At 73.1% G+C, this 16,202-nt stretch carries 16 protein-coding genes; 10 read left to right on the top strand and 6 right to left on the bottom strand.

All coding sequences use genetic code 11. From position 1 onward, the window contains the following. Positions 1-103: 103 nt before the first annotated feature. Positions 104-1,000, top strand: a complete 897-nt coding sequence (locus EDD30_RS30040; RefSeq protein WP_244945451.1) for a glycosyltransferase family 2 protein — start codon at positions 104-106, stop codon at positions 998-1,000. Here the strand turns inward: EDD30_RS30040 and fgd are convergent. Continuing rightward, entirely contained in the window at positions 997-2,004 is a 1,008-nt protein-coding gene (gene fgd / locus EDD30_RS30035) for a glucose-6-phosphate dehydrogenase (coenzyme-F420) (protein ID WP_071804450.1), read from the bottom strand. The genes EDD30_RS30040 and fgd overlap by 4 nt on opposite strands. 113 nt (positions 2,005-2,117) lie before the next feature. Between fgd and EDD30_RS30030 the strand changes: the two genes are divergently transcribed. The 4 genes from EDD30_RS30030 (at position 2,118) to EDD30_RS30015 (ending at position 5,214) form a co-directional block, all read left to right on the top strand. Next, positions 2,118-2,519, top strand: a complete 402-nt coding sequence (locus EDD30_RS30030) for an ATP-binding protein (RefSeq protein WP_071804452.1) — start codon at positions 2,118-2,120, stop codon at positions 2,517-2,519. Between the two features lie 121 nt (positions 2,520-2,640). Next, entirely contained in the window at positions 2,641-3,780 is a 1,140-nt protein-coding gene (locus tag EDD30_RS30025; protein ID WP_071804454.1) for a PP2C family protein-serine/threonine phosphatase, read from the top strand. Between the two features lie 65 nt (positions 3,781-3,845). Then, positions 3,846-4,310: a MarR family winged helix-turn-helix transcriptional regulator gene (locus tag EDD30_RS30020; RefSeq protein WP_071804457.1), complete on the top strand. Its 465-nt coding sequence runs from the start codon at positions 3,846-3,848 to the stop codon at positions 4,308-4,310. A 25-nt stretch (positions 4,311-4,335) separates the two neighbouring features. Then, on the top strand, positions 4,336-5,214 hold the full coding sequence (locus tag EDD30_RS30015; protein WP_071804458.1) for an LLM class flavin-dependent oxidoreductase: 879 nt from the start codon (positions 4,336-4,338) through the stop codon (positions 5,212-5,214). A 255-nt stretch (positions 5,215-5,469) separates the two neighbouring features. Here the strand turns inward: EDD30_RS30015 and EDD30_RS30010 are convergent, their stop codons facing one another. After that, the gene (locus EDD30_RS30010; protein ID WP_071804460.1) at positions 5,470-5,817 is read right to left on the bottom strand and encodes a histone-like nucleoid-structuring protein Lsr2; all 348 of its coding nucleotides are present in this window, start codon (positions 5,815-5,817) and stop codon (positions 5,470-5,472) included. A gap of 242 nt (positions 5,818-6,059) precedes the next feature. Between EDD30_RS30010 and EDD30_RS30005 the strand changes: the two genes are divergently transcribed. After that, positions 6,060-7,403, top strand: a complete 1,344-nt coding sequence (locus EDD30_RS30005; protein WP_425321272.1) for a D-alanyl-D-alanine carboxypeptidase family protein — start codon at positions 6,060-6,062, stop codon at positions 7,401-7,403. 2 nt (positions 7,404-7,405) lie between these two features. On the opposite strand, the gene EDD30_RS30000 is transcribed toward EDD30_RS30005, so the two are convergent. Then, on the bottom strand, positions 7,406-7,903 hold the full coding sequence (locus tag EDD30_RS30000) for a DUF456 domain-containing protein (protein WP_071805819.1): 498 nt from the start codon (positions 7,901-7,903) through the stop codon (positions 7,406-7,408). A gap of 110 nt (positions 7,904-8,013) precedes the next feature. Between EDD30_RS30000 and EDD30_RS29995 the strand changes: the two genes are divergently transcribed. Both EDD30_RS29995 and EDD30_RS29990 read left to right on the top strand, forming a co-directional pair. Further along, complete coding sequence (locus EDD30_RS29995; RefSeq protein WP_071805818.1) at positions 8,014-8,655, top strand: PIG-L deacetylase family protein; 642 nt, start codon at positions 8,014-8,016, stop codon at positions 8,653-8,655. A gap of 133 nt (positions 8,656-8,788) precedes the next feature. Then, positions 8,789-9,697 (top strand): sigma-70 family RNA polymerase sigma factor, encoded by a 909-nt coding sequence (locus tag EDD30_RS29990; RefSeq protein ID WP_071805817.1) that lies wholly within the window; start codon positions 8,789-8,791, stop codon positions 9,695-9,697. Between the two features lie 54 nt (positions 9,698-9,751). Here EDD30_RS29990 and EDD30_RS29985 read toward each other — a convergent pair whose 3' ends face one another. Then, a complete protein-coding gene (locus EDD30_RS29985; RefSeq protein WP_071805816.1) occupies positions 9,752-12,097 on the bottom strand; it encodes a HelD family protein in 2,346 nt (781 codons plus the stop codon). Positions 12,098-12,281: 184 nt separating this feature from the next. On the opposite strand from EDD30_RS29985, the gene EDD30_RS29980 reads away from it, so the two are divergent. After that, complete coding sequence (locus tag EDD30_RS29980; RefSeq protein WP_071805815.1) at positions 12,282-12,800, top strand: hypothetical protein; 519 nt, start codon at positions 12,282-12,284, stop codon at positions 12,798-12,800. A gap of 65 nt (positions 12,801-12,865) precedes the next feature. Here the strand turns inward: EDD30_RS29980 and EDD30_RS29975 are convergent, their stop codons facing one another. After that, on the bottom strand, positions 12,866-13,714 hold the full coding sequence (locus EDD30_RS29975; RefSeq protein ID WP_071805814.1) for a sigma-70 family RNA polymerase sigma factor: 849 nt from the start codon (positions 13,712-13,714) through the stop codon (positions 12,866-12,868). 253 nt (positions 13,715-13,967) lie between these two features. On the opposite strand from EDD30_RS29975, the gene EDD30_RS29970 reads away from it, so the two are divergent. After that, positions 13,968-15,509 carry a DEAD/DEAH box helicase gene (locus EDD30_RS29970; protein ID WP_071805813.1) on the top strand — a complete coding sequence of 514 codons (1,542 nt, stop codon included), beginning with the start codon at positions 13,968-13,970 and terminating at the stop codon, positions 15,507-15,509. 47 nt (positions 15,510-15,556) lie between these two features. On the opposite strand, the gene EDD30_RS29965 is transcribed toward EDD30_RS29970, so the two are convergent. After that, positions 15,557-16,201: a hypothetical protein gene (locus EDD30_RS29965; protein WP_071805812.1), complete on the bottom strand. Its 645-nt coding sequence runs from the start codon at positions 16,199-16,201 to the stop codon at positions 15,557-15,559. Position 16,202 lies beyond the last annotated feature (1 nt).

Here is a 16,202-nt window from a genome sequence, read left to right as displayed (position 1 = left end):
AAGTTGAGATCCGTCCCTGCGACCTGCCCCCGCCGTCGAGGAGCCCCCCATGTCTCCCTCGTCGCGACGCCCTACGCCGCCCACCGGCGCACCGTCACCCACCGTGACCGTCGTGATCCCCGCCCTCAACGAAGAGGACAACCTCCCGCTCGTCCTGGAGAACCTGCCCCCCGTCGACCAGGTCGTCGTGGTGGACGGCCGCTCCGACGACGACACCGTCGCGGTGGCCCGCGAGGTACGCCCCGACGTGGTCGTCGTCCGTCAGACGCGGTCGGGCAAGGGCAACGCCCTGGCGTGCGGGTTCGCCGCCGCCACCGGCGACATCGTGGTGACGGTCAACGCCGACGGGTCGGCGGACCCGGGCGAGATCCTGCGCTTCGTCGACGCGCTGCTCTCCGGCGCGGAGGCCGCGCACGGCTCGCGCTTCCGTTACGGCGGCGAGCACCGTGACGCCCGGCCGGTCGAGCGCCTCGGGCACGCGGTGCTGAGCCGCATCGTCAACCTGCTGTTCGGGACGCGGTACACGGACCTGAGCTGCGGCTACAACGCGTACTGGCGGGAGCTGCTGCCCGTGCTCGACCTGCCCGGACCGGACGTGCCGGGGCTCAGACGCGGGCGCCGGGCCTGGGGCGACGGCCCGGAGATCGAAACCCTCATCACGATCCGGATGGCGACCCGTGGGCTGCGGGTGGTGGAGGTGGCCACGGTCGGTTACCCCCGGATCTACGGCGACCGGCAGCGGCGCCTGCTGCCGGTGGCCGTACGGATGGTGCGCACGGTGGCTATCGAGTACGCACGCCGCCGGCGCCGCGTACGGATCCACCCGGCGGGCCGCCCGTCCCCCGGCGCGACGGCCGGCGCGACGCCCGCCCCGGAGGCCGTCGCGCCGGACCAGCAGGCGGGCCGTCACGGCGCCCGGCACTCGGTGCCCGTCCCGCCCCGTCCCCGGCGCCGTTCGGCTCCGCGGATCGTGAGGGGCGAGCGGCGCGACAATCTCTAGCCCTGCTTGACGCGGTCGCGCAACCGGGGCAGGACCTGCTCGCCGTAGACCCGCAGGAACCGGTCCTGGTCCGGGCCGGGCGCGTGGAACACGAGGTGCCGGAAGCCCATGTCCAGGTACTCGGCGACCTTCGCCGCGTGCTCGTCGGGGTCCGAGGAGACGATCCAGCGGGTCACCGTACGGCCGATCGGCAGCGCGTCGGCACGGCGCTGCATCTCGATCGGATCCTCGACGCCGGTCTTCTCCTCGGGCGAGAGCGCCAGCGCACCCCAGTAGTGGGTGTCGTTGCGCGCCTTCTCGAGGTCGGGGTCGAAGGAGACCTTGACCTCGATCATCAGGTCGAGGTCGTCGAGCGGGCGGCCCGCCTTCTCCGCGCCCTCCCGGACGGCCGGCAGCAGCGTGTCGGTGTAGAGCCCATGGCCCTTGCCGCTGGTGGTGATGAAGCCGTCGGCGACGCGACCGGCGAGCCGGGTCGCGGCCGGTCCGGAGGCGCCGATGTAGATCGGGACCTGCTGCTCGGGCTTGTCGTAGATGGTGGCGAGCTCGGTGCGGTAGTAGGTGCCCTCGAAGGTCACCCGGTCCTCGGTCCAGAGCCGCCGGATGAGCGCCACCGCCTCCTTGAGCCGCGCGAACCGCTCCTTGCCCTCCGGCCAGGCCAGGCCGAGCGGCACCTCGTTGAGTGACTCGCCGGAGCCCACCCCGAGGATGACGCGGCCCGGGGCGAGGCAGCCCAGCGTGGCGAACGCCTGCGCGATGACCGCCGGGTGGTAGCGGAACGTCGGCGTCAGCACGCTGGTGCCGAGCAGCACCCGCTCGGTGCTGGTGGCCAGTGCGCCGAGCCAGGGCAGCGCGGCGGGGGCGTGCCCGCCGTCGTGCCGCCACGGCTGCAGGTGGTCGCTGACGAACACGGAGTCGAAACCCCGCTGTTCCGCGTCGATGCCGTAGCGGAGCAGCTCGCGCGGGGCGAACTGCTCGGCCGATGCCTTGTAGCCGAACCGAATCATGGTCCGACCCTATCGCCGTCACACACCGGGTGTGGTTAAGCCTGCACCCGGGCGGGAACACAGAGGGTGCCGGTATCGGCGCGGCCACCACGAGCCGCAGGAGGAGGGATCGCATGCGCATCTCGGTTCATCTGAACCTGCCTCGTGAGGTCGGCAGCGTGCCGGCGGTGAGGCGGCTGCTGCGCTGCGCTCTGTCGGTCTTCCACGTCGACCGGGAGGCCGGTCAGGACCTGGAGGTCGCCCTCACCGAGGCCTGCGCCAACGTGGTCAACCACGCCTGCGGGGCGGACAGCATCGAGGTGCGCCTGGACGTCGCCGAGGACCACTGTGCGATCGACGTCGCCGACAACGGCACCGGTTTCGAGACGGGCACGGTGGACAGACCCGAGGTGGACAGCGACCGTGGCCGCGGCCTGTTCCTCATCAGGGCACTGAGCGAGAACGTCCGCATGCAGTCCACACCGCGCAGCGGGAGCCTCATCCACTTCGAGAAGTCGTTCGCCACGGCGCGCTGACGCGCCGATTCCCGCAGTCGAACACCCCGCCGCGCGGCCCCGCGCGGAGCTGCTGCGCGCGTTCCCTATCATTCTTGCTCTACAGCAAATATTGCCGTACACGCGCGAAAGTAGGGCTCCCTTGTCAAAGCGTCCGACGCCAGTGGGCGCGTTGTTGCGGGTGACACCGCCGGACCGGCTGCCGGAGGTGGCGGCTGAGCACCTGCGCCGGCACCACTGCGCCGGCCGGGTCGAGGTGTTGCTCGGCGACCTCAGCCTCACCGCCCTCCGTCCCCTGATCGAACCGGACGGCCCGCACGGCAACGCGCTCGCGCAGCGCTGTTTCCGCAGTCAGCGGCCGGTAGCCGACATCGCGTCCGGCAGGCACCGCGCGTACCTGCCGCTGAGCGCCTGGGGCGAGCGGGTCGGCGTTCTCGTCGTGGAGACCCCGTTGCCCGCGGACAGCGGCCTCATCGAGGAGCTCAGCACGGTCGCCGACGAGCTCGCGGTGGCGCTGCGGGCCGCCGACGTGGCAACCGACCGCTACCGGCGCGCCCAGCGGCACGAGCGCCTCACCATGGCCGCCGAACTGCAGTGGGAGCTTCTCCCGGGACGCTCGCTGGGCGATGACCGGTTCCTGCTGGCGGGTCAGCTCGAGCCGGCGTACGCGGTCTTCGGCGACCACTACGACTGGTCGCTGGCCGGGGACCGGCTCACCGTCACGGTGCTCAACGGGCACGGCGACGGCCTGGAAGCGGCGGTCCTCACCACCGTCGCCGTCAACGCGATGCGCAACGCCCGCCGCTCCGGTGCCAACATCGTCGAGCAGGCCGAGCTGGCCTCCGACGCGGTCTACGCACGCTTCGGCGGCGCCGGGCACGCCGCCACCCTGCTGCTCGAGATCGACCTCGTCGACGGGCGGGTCGAGGCGGTCGACGCCGGCTCACCCCGCGCGGTGATCGCCCGGGACCGCGAGATCCAGCCGGTCACCCTCGAGCAGCAGCTCCCCCTCGGCATGTTCGGCGAGACCCGGTACGAGACCCAGAAGTTCTCCCTCCAGCCGGCCGACCGCCTGCTGGTGGTCAGCGACGGGGTGCACGCCGCCACGCCCGGCGGGCGGTCCCCGTACGGTGAATCCGCCCTGCTGACCGCGTTGCGTCGGACGCGGTTGCAGCCGGCGACCGAGGCAGTCGGTACGGTGATGCGCAACCTCCGCGAATACCACGGGGGTGTGGAACCCGAAGACGACGCGGTCACCGTCTGCCTCGACTGGCGACGATGACGCGTCGCCCATCCGGTGACGGGTGCGGGCTGCACGCACCACTCACCTGCGCACAGAGGACCGGCATGGAGCGCCTCACGGACGTGGCCGCGGCGGTGGAGTCGACGGTCGAGTCGTTGCTGGGCGTGTTCGAGAGCGCGCGGCTGGCGCAGTCGCCCGCGGTGCCGCCCGCGCAACTGCGCGTTCTGACGATCATCTCGCGCAACGAGCGCACGAACATGAACCGCCTGGCGGAGGCCCTCGACGTGGTGCCCTCGTCGGCGAGCCGCCTGTGCGACCGGCTCGAGGCCACCGGACTGCTGCGACGCGTGCCGGATCCGCGGGACCGCCGCGAGGTGCGCCTGGTGCCGACCCCGGCCGCCCACCGGCTGCTGGACGAGCTGCGGGAGCGCCGCCGGATGGCGATCGGCGAGGTGCTGGAGCGGATGAGCCCGGCGCGGCGCAGCGAGCTCGTCCGCGCCCTCGCCGCCTTCGAGGACGCGACGACGACGGCGGCGAACGGCGACAGCGACGGCCTGCGTCTGGCCTGATCAGGCCCTGAGGTACGGTCCCCCGATGCGCATCGGCATCGTGATCCTCCCTGAAGAGCGCTGGATGTCGGCGCGACACCGCTGGCGGCTTGCCGAGGAGTACGGCTTCGACCACGCCTGGACCTACGACCACCTCGGCTGGCGGGACCTCGTGGACGGCCCGTGGTTCGACGCGATCGCGACCCTGACGGCCGCGGCGACCGTCACCGAGCGGATCGGTCTCGGCACCTTCGTCGCGTCCCCGAACTTCCGGCACCCGGTGCACCTCGCCCGCGAGGCCCTGGCCGTCGACGACGTCTCGCAGGGCCGGCTGCTGCTGGGCGTGGGCGCCGGCGGCACCGGCTTCGACGCCGAGGTGCTCGGCCAGGAGCCGCTGACGCCGCGCGAGCGGGTCGACCGCTTCACCGAGTTCGTGGAGCTGCTCGGCCGCCTGACCCGCGAGGACCACGTGTCCTACACGGGCCGCCACTACCGGGCGGTGGACGCCCGCACGCTGCCGGGACCGGTCCAGCAGCCCCGGCCACCGCTGATCGTCGCGGCGAACGGCCCGCGCGCGCTGCGCGTGGCGGCCGAGCACGGCGACGGCTGGGTGACCACGGGAGCGGTCCAGGCCATGGACGACGAGCGGGCCTGGTGGCGCTCGGTGCGCGAGACGGCCGACCGCTTCGGCGCCGCGCAGGCGCGCTCGGGCCGGCCGGCCGTCGCCCGCTATCTCAATCTGGACTCGTCGCCGGTCTACTCCCTGAGCAGCGCCGAGGCCTTCGAGGACGCGGTGGGCCGCGCGGCGGAACTGGGATTCACCGACGTGATGGCGCACTGGCCCCGCTCGTCGAGCTGGTACGCCGGCGACGAGAAGGTGCTGGAAACGGTCGCGGAGATGCTGCCGCGCCTGCGGGATTGCTGAGCGCCGGCGCGGCAAAGTCGGCCGAATCCCCACGGGTGGCCGAATCCCGAGCGGAGTGCAGGACTTTCTGTGTAGGACCCGGCCGATCCGGCCTATCGCCGCGGGAGGACTTTGCTCCTCGCGCACGCGTCCGGCACCGCCGCACGGCATAAAGGACGGCACGCCATAACACGAAGCCGGGGCGCGAGACCCCAGCATTCACCATCTGCGATGCCTTGACTGCGTACCGCTATTGCCCGGCACCGCCGGCGACAGTCAGCGGCCGTGCGCCGCCCGATAGGCGCTGCTGACGCTCTGCGGGATGCGGCCGCGCTCCGAGATCTGGTGACCGTGCTGGGCAGCCCACTCGCGAATGAGCCTGTTCTCGTCGCGGCTGCCGGCCGTGCGCACCGGTGTCGTGCGTGCGGCCGAGCGCCCCGACCCGGAACGGCCGATTCGCGTGCCCGCGTTGATGAACGGGTCCAGTGCCTTGCGAAGCTTGCCGGCATTGGCCTCGGACAGATCGATGGTGTAGGCCGTGCCATCGAGACTGAACTCCACCGTGCGGTCGGCCGGCTTTCCGTCGATGTCGTCGATGAGGGTGGTGATTACCTGCCGCGCCATAGCGACTCCTGAAGAGAATCCTAAGAACCGGGCTCAGTGTGGCGCGGGATGGACTCCGCGCGCAACAGTTCTGCCGTAGTTCACAGAATATCGCCGACGGCGGGCAATTATCGAGCCATGGCCTTCACGAAATGCGGAGGCGCAATTTGCGCGCAATCACCGGCCGGGCCGCGAGGCGCCGCGGCCGTTAGGGTCGTCGTCATGGACGCCGCCGCCGACTCCGCCGCCGCGGCGATCCGGCCGTGACCGCCGGCGGCGCATCCCGGCTCCGCCGCCGTGCCGCGGCGGCGGCCGCGGCCACCGCCCTCTGCGCGGGCGCTCTCGGGCCCCCGGCCCCCGCGGCGGCAATCCCGGCGGGCGCGCCGGCCGCACCCGGCATCGCGCGGGCGGCACCCGGCATCGCGCGGGCGGCACCGGCGGCCGTCGCCTGCCCCCGGCCCGACGTGAAACCGCCCGCCGGCCGGCCGCCTCGTCCCGCGCCGCCGAAGGACGACCCCGTCCTGCGGGCGGTGGGCGGAGACGCCCTGGCGACGGACGGGCTCGTGATCCCGGCCGGCGCGAGGCGACCGCCCGCGCTGACCGCCACGAGCTGGCTGGTCGCCGACCTCGGCACCGGCGAGGTGCTCGGAGGCTGCGGGCCACACGTGTACGGCACCCCGGCCAGTGTGCAGAAGCTGCTGCTCGCCGCCACGGTCATGGACAGGCTCGACCCGCGCCGGACGATCACCATCATCGAGGGCGACCTCGACATCGAGCCGGGCAGCTCCGCGGTCGGACTCCTCGAGGGCGGCCGGTATCCGATCGCCACGCTGTGGCTCGGCCTGCTGCTGAACTCGGGCAACGAGGCGGCGAACGCGCTGGCCCGGCTGGGCGGAGGCACCGGCGGCGTGGAGGCGACGATCGCGGCGATGAACGCCGAGGCGCAGCGGCTGGGCGCGTTCCAGACCCACGCGGTGACGCCCTCGGGCCTGGACGGTCCCGGGCAGTTCACCAGCGCGTACGACCTCGCACTCATCGCACGGGAGTGCTTCGCGGATCCCGCTTTCCGACGCTATGCGCTCACGAGGAAGGCCCGGGTCCCCGGGCAGAAGCGGCTGAAGACCCGCGGCTTCGAGATCCAGAACGAGAACCCGCTGATCTTCGACTATCGTGGCGCGCTCGGCGGCAAGACCGGCTTCACCCAGCTCGCCCGGCACAGCTACGTGGGCGCGGCGGAGCGCGGCGGGCGGCGGCTGGTCGCCACGCTCCTGGGCGCGGAGGCCCGGCCGTTGCGCGGCTGGCAGCAGGGCGCCGCCCTGCTCGACTGGGGCTTCTCCCTGCCCCGGGACGCCTCGGTGGGCAAGCTCGTGGATCCGCACGGGGTCGAGGGCACAGCCACGGCCGCGTCCGCCGCTCCATCGCCTTCCTCGACGCCGACCGGCCCGGCACCCGCTCCGGCCGCCGCCCGCGCCACGGACGGGCCGGGACTCTCGCCCGGGATGGCCGCGGCGATCGCGGTCACACTGGCCGCGCCGCTGCTACTGGCGCTCGGCCGCCGGCGCCGCCGCCTCCGGCACCGGGTGCGGCGCTCGCGGATCGTTTCCTGACGTCACGTCGCCAGCAGGCCGAACATCCACACCACCGCGACGCCGAGGGCGGCGGCGAACTCGACCAGCATCGACAGGCCCACCGCCTTCAGGGCCCCGCGCGTCGACGGCCCCGCCTGTCCCGGCCCGAGGCGCGCCCGCTCGGCGAGGAAGAGGCCGAGCACGAAGCCGAGCACCAGGCCCACCACCGGCACGACGAAGAAGCCGACCAGGCCGAGCACGCCCCCGGCGGCCAGCGACGACGTCGGCACGCCGGTGCTCTTCAGGCGCCGGCCGGGCCAGAGGTACTTAGCGACCGTGCCGCCGAGCGCCACCAGCGTGGCCAGCGCCAGCACCACCCACCGGCCGCCGGAAGCATCGCCCAGCAGCGCCCACAGCAGCACCGCGGCCCAGCACAGCAGCAGCCCGGGCAGCACCGGGATCACCACGCCCAGGACGCCCACCAGCATGGCGAGGCCGGCGATCACGGTGACGATGGTGCCGGTGTCGCTGAGATCCATGGGACCAGCGTGCCGCAACCGCGCCACAACCCTCAACCGCGGGGTCCGCCCGCCGATGGACACTCAGCGCCGCCGACCCCGGTCCGGCGCCGAGGAGGCGAGGAGGTTCCGTGGCACGCAGCGTCCTCGCCGTCGGCGCCCGCCCCGGCGACCTCGAGCTCGGCTGCGCCGGCACGCTCGCCGCGCATCGGGCCGCCGGGGACTCCGTGACCATGCTGGTGCTCTCCTGCGACGGCCCTGATCATCCCCTGACCCTGGGCAGCGAGGCGTCCGCCCGTGCCCTCGACTGCCTGCTGGTCTGGGGCCCCGAGGCCGCCGAGCGCCGCCGTACGGCCGACCGGCGGGGCCGGCTGCGCGGCAACGACCGCCGCACGCGGAACCTGTCCGGCGCGACCTGGGACGGGGCCGCCGTCGCCGCCATCGAGAACGTGCTCACCGGGGTCGACGCGGACGTGATCTACGTGCCCGCACCGGACGACTCCGCCGCCGAGCGGCGGGCGGCCGCCGCGGCGACCGGGTGTGCGGCCCGGCACAGCGGCCGGATTCTGCACTACCCCGGCGAGACGACCCTGGCCTTCGCACCCACCGTGTACGTCGACATCACCGCGCACCTCGAGCACAAGCTCGCCGTGGTCACCGACCCCGAGCTGCCCACCGCCACCGCCCGGCACTACGGCGCCCAGGCGCGGGTGCGCTACGCCGAGGCGTTCGCGCCGGAGCGCTTCGTCTGGGACCTCTCCCAGGCCACTTGAGGAAAAGAGACGAAGCAACCAGGCGGCAACTGTCCGCGACCGTTACCTATACCCCTGGTCACCCAAAGTTTCCCTCTGTCAGCCGGTGCCGCCCACCAGCCACGGGCCACCGACGAGAACCGGGGGAAACGACATGACCAGCACCATGACGACCGCTGCCGACTTCACCGCCGACACCGCGACCGCCGTGCCGGCCCTGTCCGCCGCGGAGCAGGAAGAGCTGATCCGTACGCACATGCCGCTGGTCGGCCACCTGGTGCGCGACATGCTCACCCGCATCCCCAACCACATCCACCGCGACGACCTCACGAGCGCCGGACTGCACGCGCTCGTGACCGCCGCTCGCGGCTGGGACCCGACCCGCGGGATCCCCTTCCACCGGTTCGCCACCACCCGCATCCGGGGCGCCATCCTCGACGAGCTGCGCTCGCTGGACTGGGCGACCCGCTCGGTGCGGACCAAGGCCCGGGCCACCGACACGACCCGCCAGAACCTGACCACGACTCTGGGCCGCACCCCCACGGCCGAGGAGCTGGCCCAGGCGCTCGGCACCACCACGACCGATCTGCACCAGACGGACAACGACGTGCAGCGCGCCACCGTGCTGTCGCTGCAGGGCTTCACCACGAGCAGCGCCGACGACCTGGTGACCGAGCCGACCCCCGGCCCGGAGGACATGCTCATCCGCCGGGAGCAGATCGGCTACCTGCACCACGCGATCGACTCGCTGCCGGAGCGGCTGCAGTACGTCATCTCCGAGTACTTCCTCAAGGAGCGCCCGATGGCGGAGATCGCCGCCGACCTGGGCGTCACCGAGAGCCGCATCTCGCAGCTCCGCGCCGAGGCGCTGTCGCTGCTCAAGGACGGCCTCAACACCCACCTCGACCCGCACCTCGCCCCGGTGCCGGAGAACCCGGAGGGCATCACCGCCCGCCGCCGGGCCGGCTACTACGCCGCGATCGCCGGCAACACCTCCATGCAGTCGCGACTGGCGATGACCAACGCGCACGGCCACACGCCGTTCGCCGTGGGCGCCGCCTGACGGATCGTCCTCGAGCGGAAGGGCCGGCGCAGCTTCGCCGGCCCTTCCGCTGTTTCACGCCAGCGCGGCGAGCACCTTCGGCAGGTCCGCCGTGTGCAGGACGCCGAGCCGCCGCGTCGCCCGGGTCACCGCGACGTACAGGTCGCTGAGACCGCGGGGGCTCTCCGCGACGATCTCGCCGGGCTGCACCACCAGCACGCTGTCGAACTCCAGGCCCTTCGCCTGCCGCACGGTCATCAGCACGACGGGGTCGCGCAGGTCGGGCTGCTCCCCCACCGCCGCACCGGGGATCGCCGCGGTGAGCGCGTCGCCCAGCGACTCCTCGAGGGCGGCCGGGACGAGCACACCGACCCGTCCGTCGGGCACCGCCGCCGCCTCCCGGCGCACCGCGTCGATCAGCTCGGCGGCGAGCCGATCGCGGGACACCCGGCTCGCCCACGGCAGGTACCCGGACTCGCGGACCGAGCGGGGCGGCGGCGCCGACGGGTCGACGGCGGCCAGCACGTCCGCCGCGACGGCCATGACCTCGGCGGGCGTACGGTAGTTCACGGTCAGCTCGGTGAGGCGCCAGCGCTGTTCCACGTACGGCTCGAAAACGTGGTCCCATGTCGTCGTCCCGGACAGCTCACTAGTCTGCGCGACGTCGCCGACCACCGTCATCGACCGGCTCGGGCAGCGGCGCATCAGCAACCGCCAGGCCATCGGAGACAGCTCCTGCGCCTCGTCGACGATCACGTGACCGAAGACCCACGTACGGTCCACGGCGGCGCGTTCGGCGGCGGTCCGCGTGTCGATCACCTCATGCCGCTCGACGAAGGCGCTCGCGCTCACCACGTCGAGCGCGGAGAGGATCTCGTCCTTCTCCTCGGACTCGTCCTCGAAGTCGAGCGAGCGGGAGCCCTCGACGATCTCGAGCACGCCCTCGGCGTACTCGACCGCCTGGCGCCGCTCGCGCGCCGCCGCCCGGGCCTTCAGGGTGTCGTCCACGCCGAGCAGCTCGGCGAGCTCGTCCAGCAGGGGCACGTCGGCCGGAGTCCAGCGGGATGCGCGGTCGCGCAGCAGCAGGGCCCGCTCGTCGGCGCTCAGCTCCGGTGCCGCGGACTCCAGCCGGTCGGGGTCGCTCAGCAGGTCCCGCAGGACCTGCCGCGGGGTCAGCACCGGCCACAGCTCGAAGAGCGCCCGCTGCACGTCCTCGTCCTCGCGCAGTTCCCGGCGGGTCTCCGCCAGGTCCGCTTCCTCCAGCAGATTGTCGCCGCCCAGCGGGTCGGCGCCGATGCGCTCGGCGATCTGCAGCGACAGCGCGTGCACGGCCTCGGTCACGAACATCTGCCGGGCCACGTTGTGCGGCCGCCCCGAGCGCCGGGCGGCGGCCCGGGCGTCCTCGCAGACGGCCCGCTCGATGCGCAGCGGATAGCCGTCGTGGTCGACCTCGACGAAGTCGTCCGGCACGGTCTGCCGGTCGGCCACCGCGCGCTCGAGCACGCCGAGCATGTCGAGCCGCCCCTTGAGCGCGGCCGTCTCCGGCGACTCGCTCGCGCGGGCCGTCACGCCCGGGAACATGTCGCCGAGGGTGGCCAGGAACACACCGGTCTCCGCCAACGACGGGAGCACCTGGGAGATGTAGCGCAGGAACGTCGCGTTGGGACCGAGGATGAGCACGCCCTGCTTGGTGAGCTGAGCGCGGTACGTGTAGAGCAGATACGCGGCCCGGTGCAGGGCGACGGCGGTCTTCCCGGTGCCCGGCCCACCCTGCACGACCAGGACGCCGGGCAGGCCGGAGCGGATCACCTCGTCCTGCTCGGCCTGGATCGTCTCGACGATGTCGCGCATCCGGCCGGTGCGCCCGGCGGTGAGCGCGGAGAGCAGCGCCGCCTCGCCGGTCACGTCCTCGCGCCCGCCCGCGCCGGCGTCGAGGTCGAGCACCTCGTCGTCGATGCCGGTGAGCTCGCGCCCGCGGGTCCGCAGGTGCCGCCGCCGGGTCACCCCCTCGGGGGACACCGCCGTGGCGAGGTAGAACGGCCGGGCGGCCGGTGCCCGCCAGTCGATCAGCAGCGGATCGCGCTCGCGGTCCTCGGCGAACATTCCGAGCCGGCCGATGTAGCGCGGATTGCCCGCCGAGAAGTCGAGCCGGCCGAAACACAATCCGTTCTCGACCGCATTCATCTGCGCGACCTGCTCGGCCCAGTGGCTGCGGGTGGCCTCCCGCTGGGAACGGCCCTGTGGGGTGCCGCCGGCCTCGAGAAGGATGGCACGCAAGCGCTCGGCGGCCTGCTCACGAAGCTCGTCGAGGCGGCTGTAGAGGGCGGTCAGATACGCCTGTTCGGACTCGATGTCGTCGTTCCGCAAGGTGTCCGTACCGTCGGCGGAGCTTGACAAAACCACTCCCTGTTGTGGTAGCATTCCGCAGGTCAGCGACCATTTGTGGTCGCCCTTTTTGTTTCCCGTGGAAACGCTCAGAATAGCCGATGGGCGTTTCCGGCGCCGACCGCGCGGGCGAGGTTACGGCCTGCGCCGAGAGTGTCAGGAATCAGTCAACAGCGACGCTCGCCGTTACGTGTCGGCCTGTCCCGGGTTGAACCGGGTCATGAACCACAACCACCCGTTCCGGCGTGCCGGCGCTCTGGTGCTCGCCGCCGTCGCCGCCCTCGCCTTCACCTCCGCCTGCTCCGACGACGCCGAGAACGCCCCCGCCGGCAATGCCGCCGCGGCCGCGGCCGGCGGTCCCGAGCCGAAGTCCATCGAAGGCGCCAGGGCCGCCGCGCAGACCGTGTTCGACCGCTTCAGCGGCGGCGACTTCGGCGGCGCCTGGGAGATGTACACCGCCGCCGGCAAGGCCGCCATCAGCAAGGCCGACTACGTCAAGCTCAACGAGGCCTGCTCCCGCAAGGGCCTGGCGATCCAGTTGACCAGCGCCCGCATGGAGGGCGAGGACAAGGCCGTGGTCATCGCCAAGCAGCTCGTCGCGGCGCAGTCCTACACGATGGTCTACGAGCAGAACGCCTGGAAGCTCGAGCCCGCCAAGGAGGGCCTGGCGCTCTACGCCAAAGGCGCCGACAAGGCCATCGCCGCCCAGAAGAAGGCCGGCACCTGCGCCAACGCCTGATCAGTCCAGCAAACGCCACCGGGCTCGGTCATCGCGCGATGACCGAGCCCGGTGAGCATCTTTCGTCAGGCGGCGACCGGCAGGCCGTCCGGCCCGGTGATCGCCAGCCGGTCCCGCAGCGTGCCACGGGTCGCGATCTGGTCGTAGTACGCCGCGCGCCGGCGCGCCACGCAGCCGTCCTTGTCCTTGGCCGACGTCGCCAGGCCCGGCTCCAGGTGGGTGTTCAGGCCGTCCTTGAGCAGCGACAGCGCCTCGGCCCGCAACTGTGACACCCGCGACTCGGTGACGCCGAGATCCGCGGCGATCTGCGCCATCGGGCGCTCGTCGAAGAAGTAGCCGGTGATCACCGCTTTCAGCCGGTCGGGCAGCACCTCGACCGCGTGCCGCAGATAGCCCATCCGCTCCCGGCGGAGCAGCATCTCCTCCGGGCCGGCGCTCGGCTCGGTCACCATGTCGTCCGCGCCCGCCGTGGCGAAGCCCTGGAGGCTGAACACCACCGCGCGCTGGACGTCGTCGTCCGCCGACTCGATGTCCTCCACGGAACAGCCCAGCCGCTCGGCGACCTCGGCGACGGTCGGCGTACGGCCCAGCTCCGCGGTCAGCTCCTGACGGGCCGAGTCGGTACGCCGGGCCCGCTGCCGCACCGAACGGCTCGCCCAGTCCAGCCCGCGCAGCTCGTCGAGCAGGGCGCCGCGGACCCGGGCCGCCGCGAACCGCGCGAACGGCACGCCGCGGGAGTCGTCGAATCCGCGGGCCGCGGCGACGAGTGCCGCGTACCCGGCCGAAAGCAGGTCGTCCCGGTTCACGTGGGAAGGCACCCGGGCCAGCATCTCGCGGACGAGATGCCCGACGAGCGGCATGTGCGCCCGTACGGTGTCCTCGCGACGGCGGTCGACCTCAACAGCACCGCTCATGGGGGGGTCTCCTCCTGTACCTGGCCGGGTCGGGGGGAGACACCGGCACTGAGGAGAAACGGTCCGGTCCGTCAGGTGCAGGACGGGTCACACACGGGTGCAGCGGGGTTGCGGTCGGCGGGGGGTACACTTGATCTCGCGGTCACGACCAGTTCTGCCTCGGACCGCGTACGGATCGACCACCACGCGCCGCGACCCGTGAGGTCTGCGCCGGGCAGGACGACCCCCTCAACCGTTCGGAGTTCACACCTACATGTCCTCGTTCATCGACCTCGGCGTGCCCACAGAGCTCGCCGAGGTACTCGCCGGTCTCGGCATCAGCTCCCCGTTCCCGATCCAGGCCGCGACGCTGCCCGACTCGCTCGCCGGCCGGGACGTGCTCGGCCGCGGGCGGACCGGCTCCGGCAAGACGTACGCCTTCGTCCTGCCGGTCGTGGCCCGCCTCGCCGCCTCCCGGACGCCCCGCAGGCCGGGCCGTCCCCGGGCGCTGATCCTCGCGCCGACCCGTGAGCTGGCCACCCAGATCGACGCCACCCTCGCCCCGCTCGCCGCCGCGATGGGCCTGCGCACCCTGACCGTCTTCGGCGGGGTCGGCCCCAACCCGCAGATCAAGGGCCTCAAGGCGGGCGTCGACGTCGTCGTGGCCTGTCCCGGCCGGCTCGCCGACCATCTGCAGAGCGGGCACGCCAGCCTGGACGCGGTGGAGATCACCGTGCTGGACGAGGCCGACCACATGGCCGACCTCGGCTTCCTGCCGGTGGTCCGGCGGCTGATGGACGCGACGCCGCGCGACGGCCAGCGGATGCTCTTCTCGGCCACCCTCGACGGCGGCGTCGACGTGCTCGTGCAGCGCTTCATGCGCAAGCCCGTCACCCACCACGTCGACGCGGCCGCCGAGGCGCCGGTGGAGATGGCCCACCACGTGCTGCACGTGCAGCACGACGACCGCTTCCCGGTGCTGGTCGACCTGGTCGCCGCGCCGGGCCGCACGGTCGTGTTCACCCGCACCAAGCGCCGGGCCAAGACGCTGACCCGCCAGCTCGTCGCGGCCGGGGTGCCGGCCGTCGAGCTGCATGGCAACCTTGCGCAGAACGCGCGCAACCGCAACCTGTCGGCGTTCTCGGACGGCAGCGCGCAGACCCTGGTCGCGACCGACATCGCCGCCCGCGGCATCCACGTGGACGACGTGGCGCTGGTGATCCACGCCGACCCGCCGGTGGAGCACAAGGCGTACCTGCACCGCTCGGGGCGTACGGCCCGGGCCGGCGCGCAGGGCACGGTCGTCACTCTGATGACCGACGACCAGCAGGGCGACGTGCGGGACCTGACCCGCAAGGCCGGCATCAAGCCGACCACGACCAAGGCGCGGCCGGGTCACCCCCTGCTCGCCCAGCTCGCACCGGGCGAGCGCAGCTTCACCCCGCCGCCCGCGGTCTCCGCCGAGCCGGCCGCGTCGTCCGGGGAGGCCCGCCCGGGACGGCCGCGGCGCGGCCGGGGCGCGAGCCGCCCGGCCGGCGGCGGGCACGACCAGAGCGCTCCCAAGGGCGGCGGCCGGGCCCAGTCCGAGGTGCCGGCCCAGGGCTCCCGTTCCCAGGGCTCCCGTTCCCAGGGCTCCCGTTCCCAGGCCGCCCGCGGCGCACAGAGCGGCACGCGGAGCGGACAGCCGGCGCGGGCCCAGGGCGGTCAGCCCCGGAGCCGGCGCGGCGGCGGATCGACGCCCGTGCACACCAGCCAGTCCGGCGGTGCGGCCGCGTTCTCGGCGGGCACCCGTGTAGGCGGGCGACGGAGCCGCTGACGTACAGCGGCCGCCTCCGGCGAGGCGGCCGCCACTCGTCGTCCTCGTCAGGGGGTGCTGACGGCGATCTCGGCGCCCAGCCGGTAGCCGTCGCAGAGCTCCAGGTCGTCCCCGCTCCAGAAGCGGCCGGGGTCGTACCAGTTGGGCTGGCGTCCGCGCGGCAGCAGACCCATCTCCTCGTAGGTCACTGCGACCACCTCCGCGCAGTACGCGAACTCCAGGTCGGCGTCGGTCCGTACGCTCTCGTGCCAGGGCAGGCGAAGCTGCGGCAGCCGGCCCCGCGCCCAGCGCCAGGCGAGGCGGGCGGTCGAGGGGAACGGCGTGCCGTCGAGGCGGGCCACCGTCCTGAGGGCACGGTCCTCCATGTCCTTGGTCACCGGCTGCTCGAGCTGACGCAGCCAGCCGCGCTGGCCGTACCGGTGCGCCCAGACCGTCACCGCGTCGCGCAGGTCGTGCAGTTGCACGCCGCGCTGGAACGTCCCCGACCACAGGTCCGGCAGGGACTTGCCCAGCTCGGCGTGCCACATCAGCGGCGGCATGTCCTCGATGACGATCGACATGCCGACGTGGTTGACCGGGCTGTTGGTCATGGCCTGAATGGCGCGGTCCGGACCCGAGCGGCCGCGGAACAGCCAGACGTCACCCGTACGCGTCAGATCGATGGCCTCGTCGAGGCTGATGTCGGCAACCACG

The sequence above is a fragment of the Couchioplanes caeruleus genome, assembly GCF_003751945.1.
GTDB lineage: Bacteria > Actinomycetota > Actinomycetes > Mycobacteriales > Micromonosporaceae > Actinoplanes > Actinoplanes caeruleus.
This window is presented reverse-complemented; position numbering and strand designations above follow the sequence as displayed.

What these genes read in the sequence shown, in the direction of transcription:
- EDD30_RS29980 (WP_071805815.1), top strand. Translation starts at nt 12,282, where the DNA reads ATGAACCACAACCACCCGTTCCGGCGTGCCGGCGCTCTGGTGCTCGCC.
- EDD30_RS29990 (WP_071805817.1), top strand. Translation starts at nt 8,789, where the DNA reads ATGACCAGCACCATGACGACCGCTGCCGACTTCACCGCCGACACCGCG.
- EDD30_RS30030 (WP_071804452.1), top strand. Translation starts at nt 2,118, where the DNA reads ATGCGCATCTCGGTTCATCTGAACCTGCCTCGTGAGGTCGGCAGCGTG.
- EDD30_RS30020 (WP_071804457.1), top strand. Translation starts at nt 3,846, where the DNA reads ATGGAGCGCCTCACGGACGTGGCCGCGGCGGTGGAGTCGACGGTCGAG.
- EDD30_RS30000 (WP_071805819.1), bottom strand. Translation starts at nt 7,903, where the DNA reads ATGGATCTCAGCGACACCGGCACCATCGTCACCGTGATCGCCGGCCTC.
- fgd (WP_071804450.1), bottom strand. Translation starts at nt 2,004, where the DNA reads ATGATTCGGTTCGGCTACAAGGCATCGGCCGAGCAGTTCGCCCCGCGC.
- EDD30_RS30015 (WP_071804458.1), top strand. Translation starts at nt 4,336, where the DNA reads ATGCGCATCGGCATCGTGATCCTCCCTGAAGAGCGCTGGATGTCGGCG.
- EDD30_RS29985 (WP_071805816.1), bottom strand. Translation starts at nt 12,097, where the DNA reads ATGCTACCACAACAGGGAGTGGTTTTGTCAAGCTCCGCCGACGGTACG.
- EDD30_RS29970 (WP_071805813.1), top strand. Translation starts at nt 13,968, where the DNA reads ATGTCCTCGTTCATCGACCTCGGCGTGCCCACAGAGCTCGCCGAGGTA.
- EDD30_RS29975 (WP_071805814.1), bottom strand. Translation starts at nt 13,714, where the DNA reads ATGAGCGGTGCTGTTGAGGTCGACCGCCGTCGCGAGGACACCGTACGG.
- EDD30_RS30010 (WP_071804460.1), bottom strand. Translation starts at nt 5,817, where the DNA reads ATGGCGCGGCAGGTAATCACCACCCTCATCGACGACATCGACGGAAAG.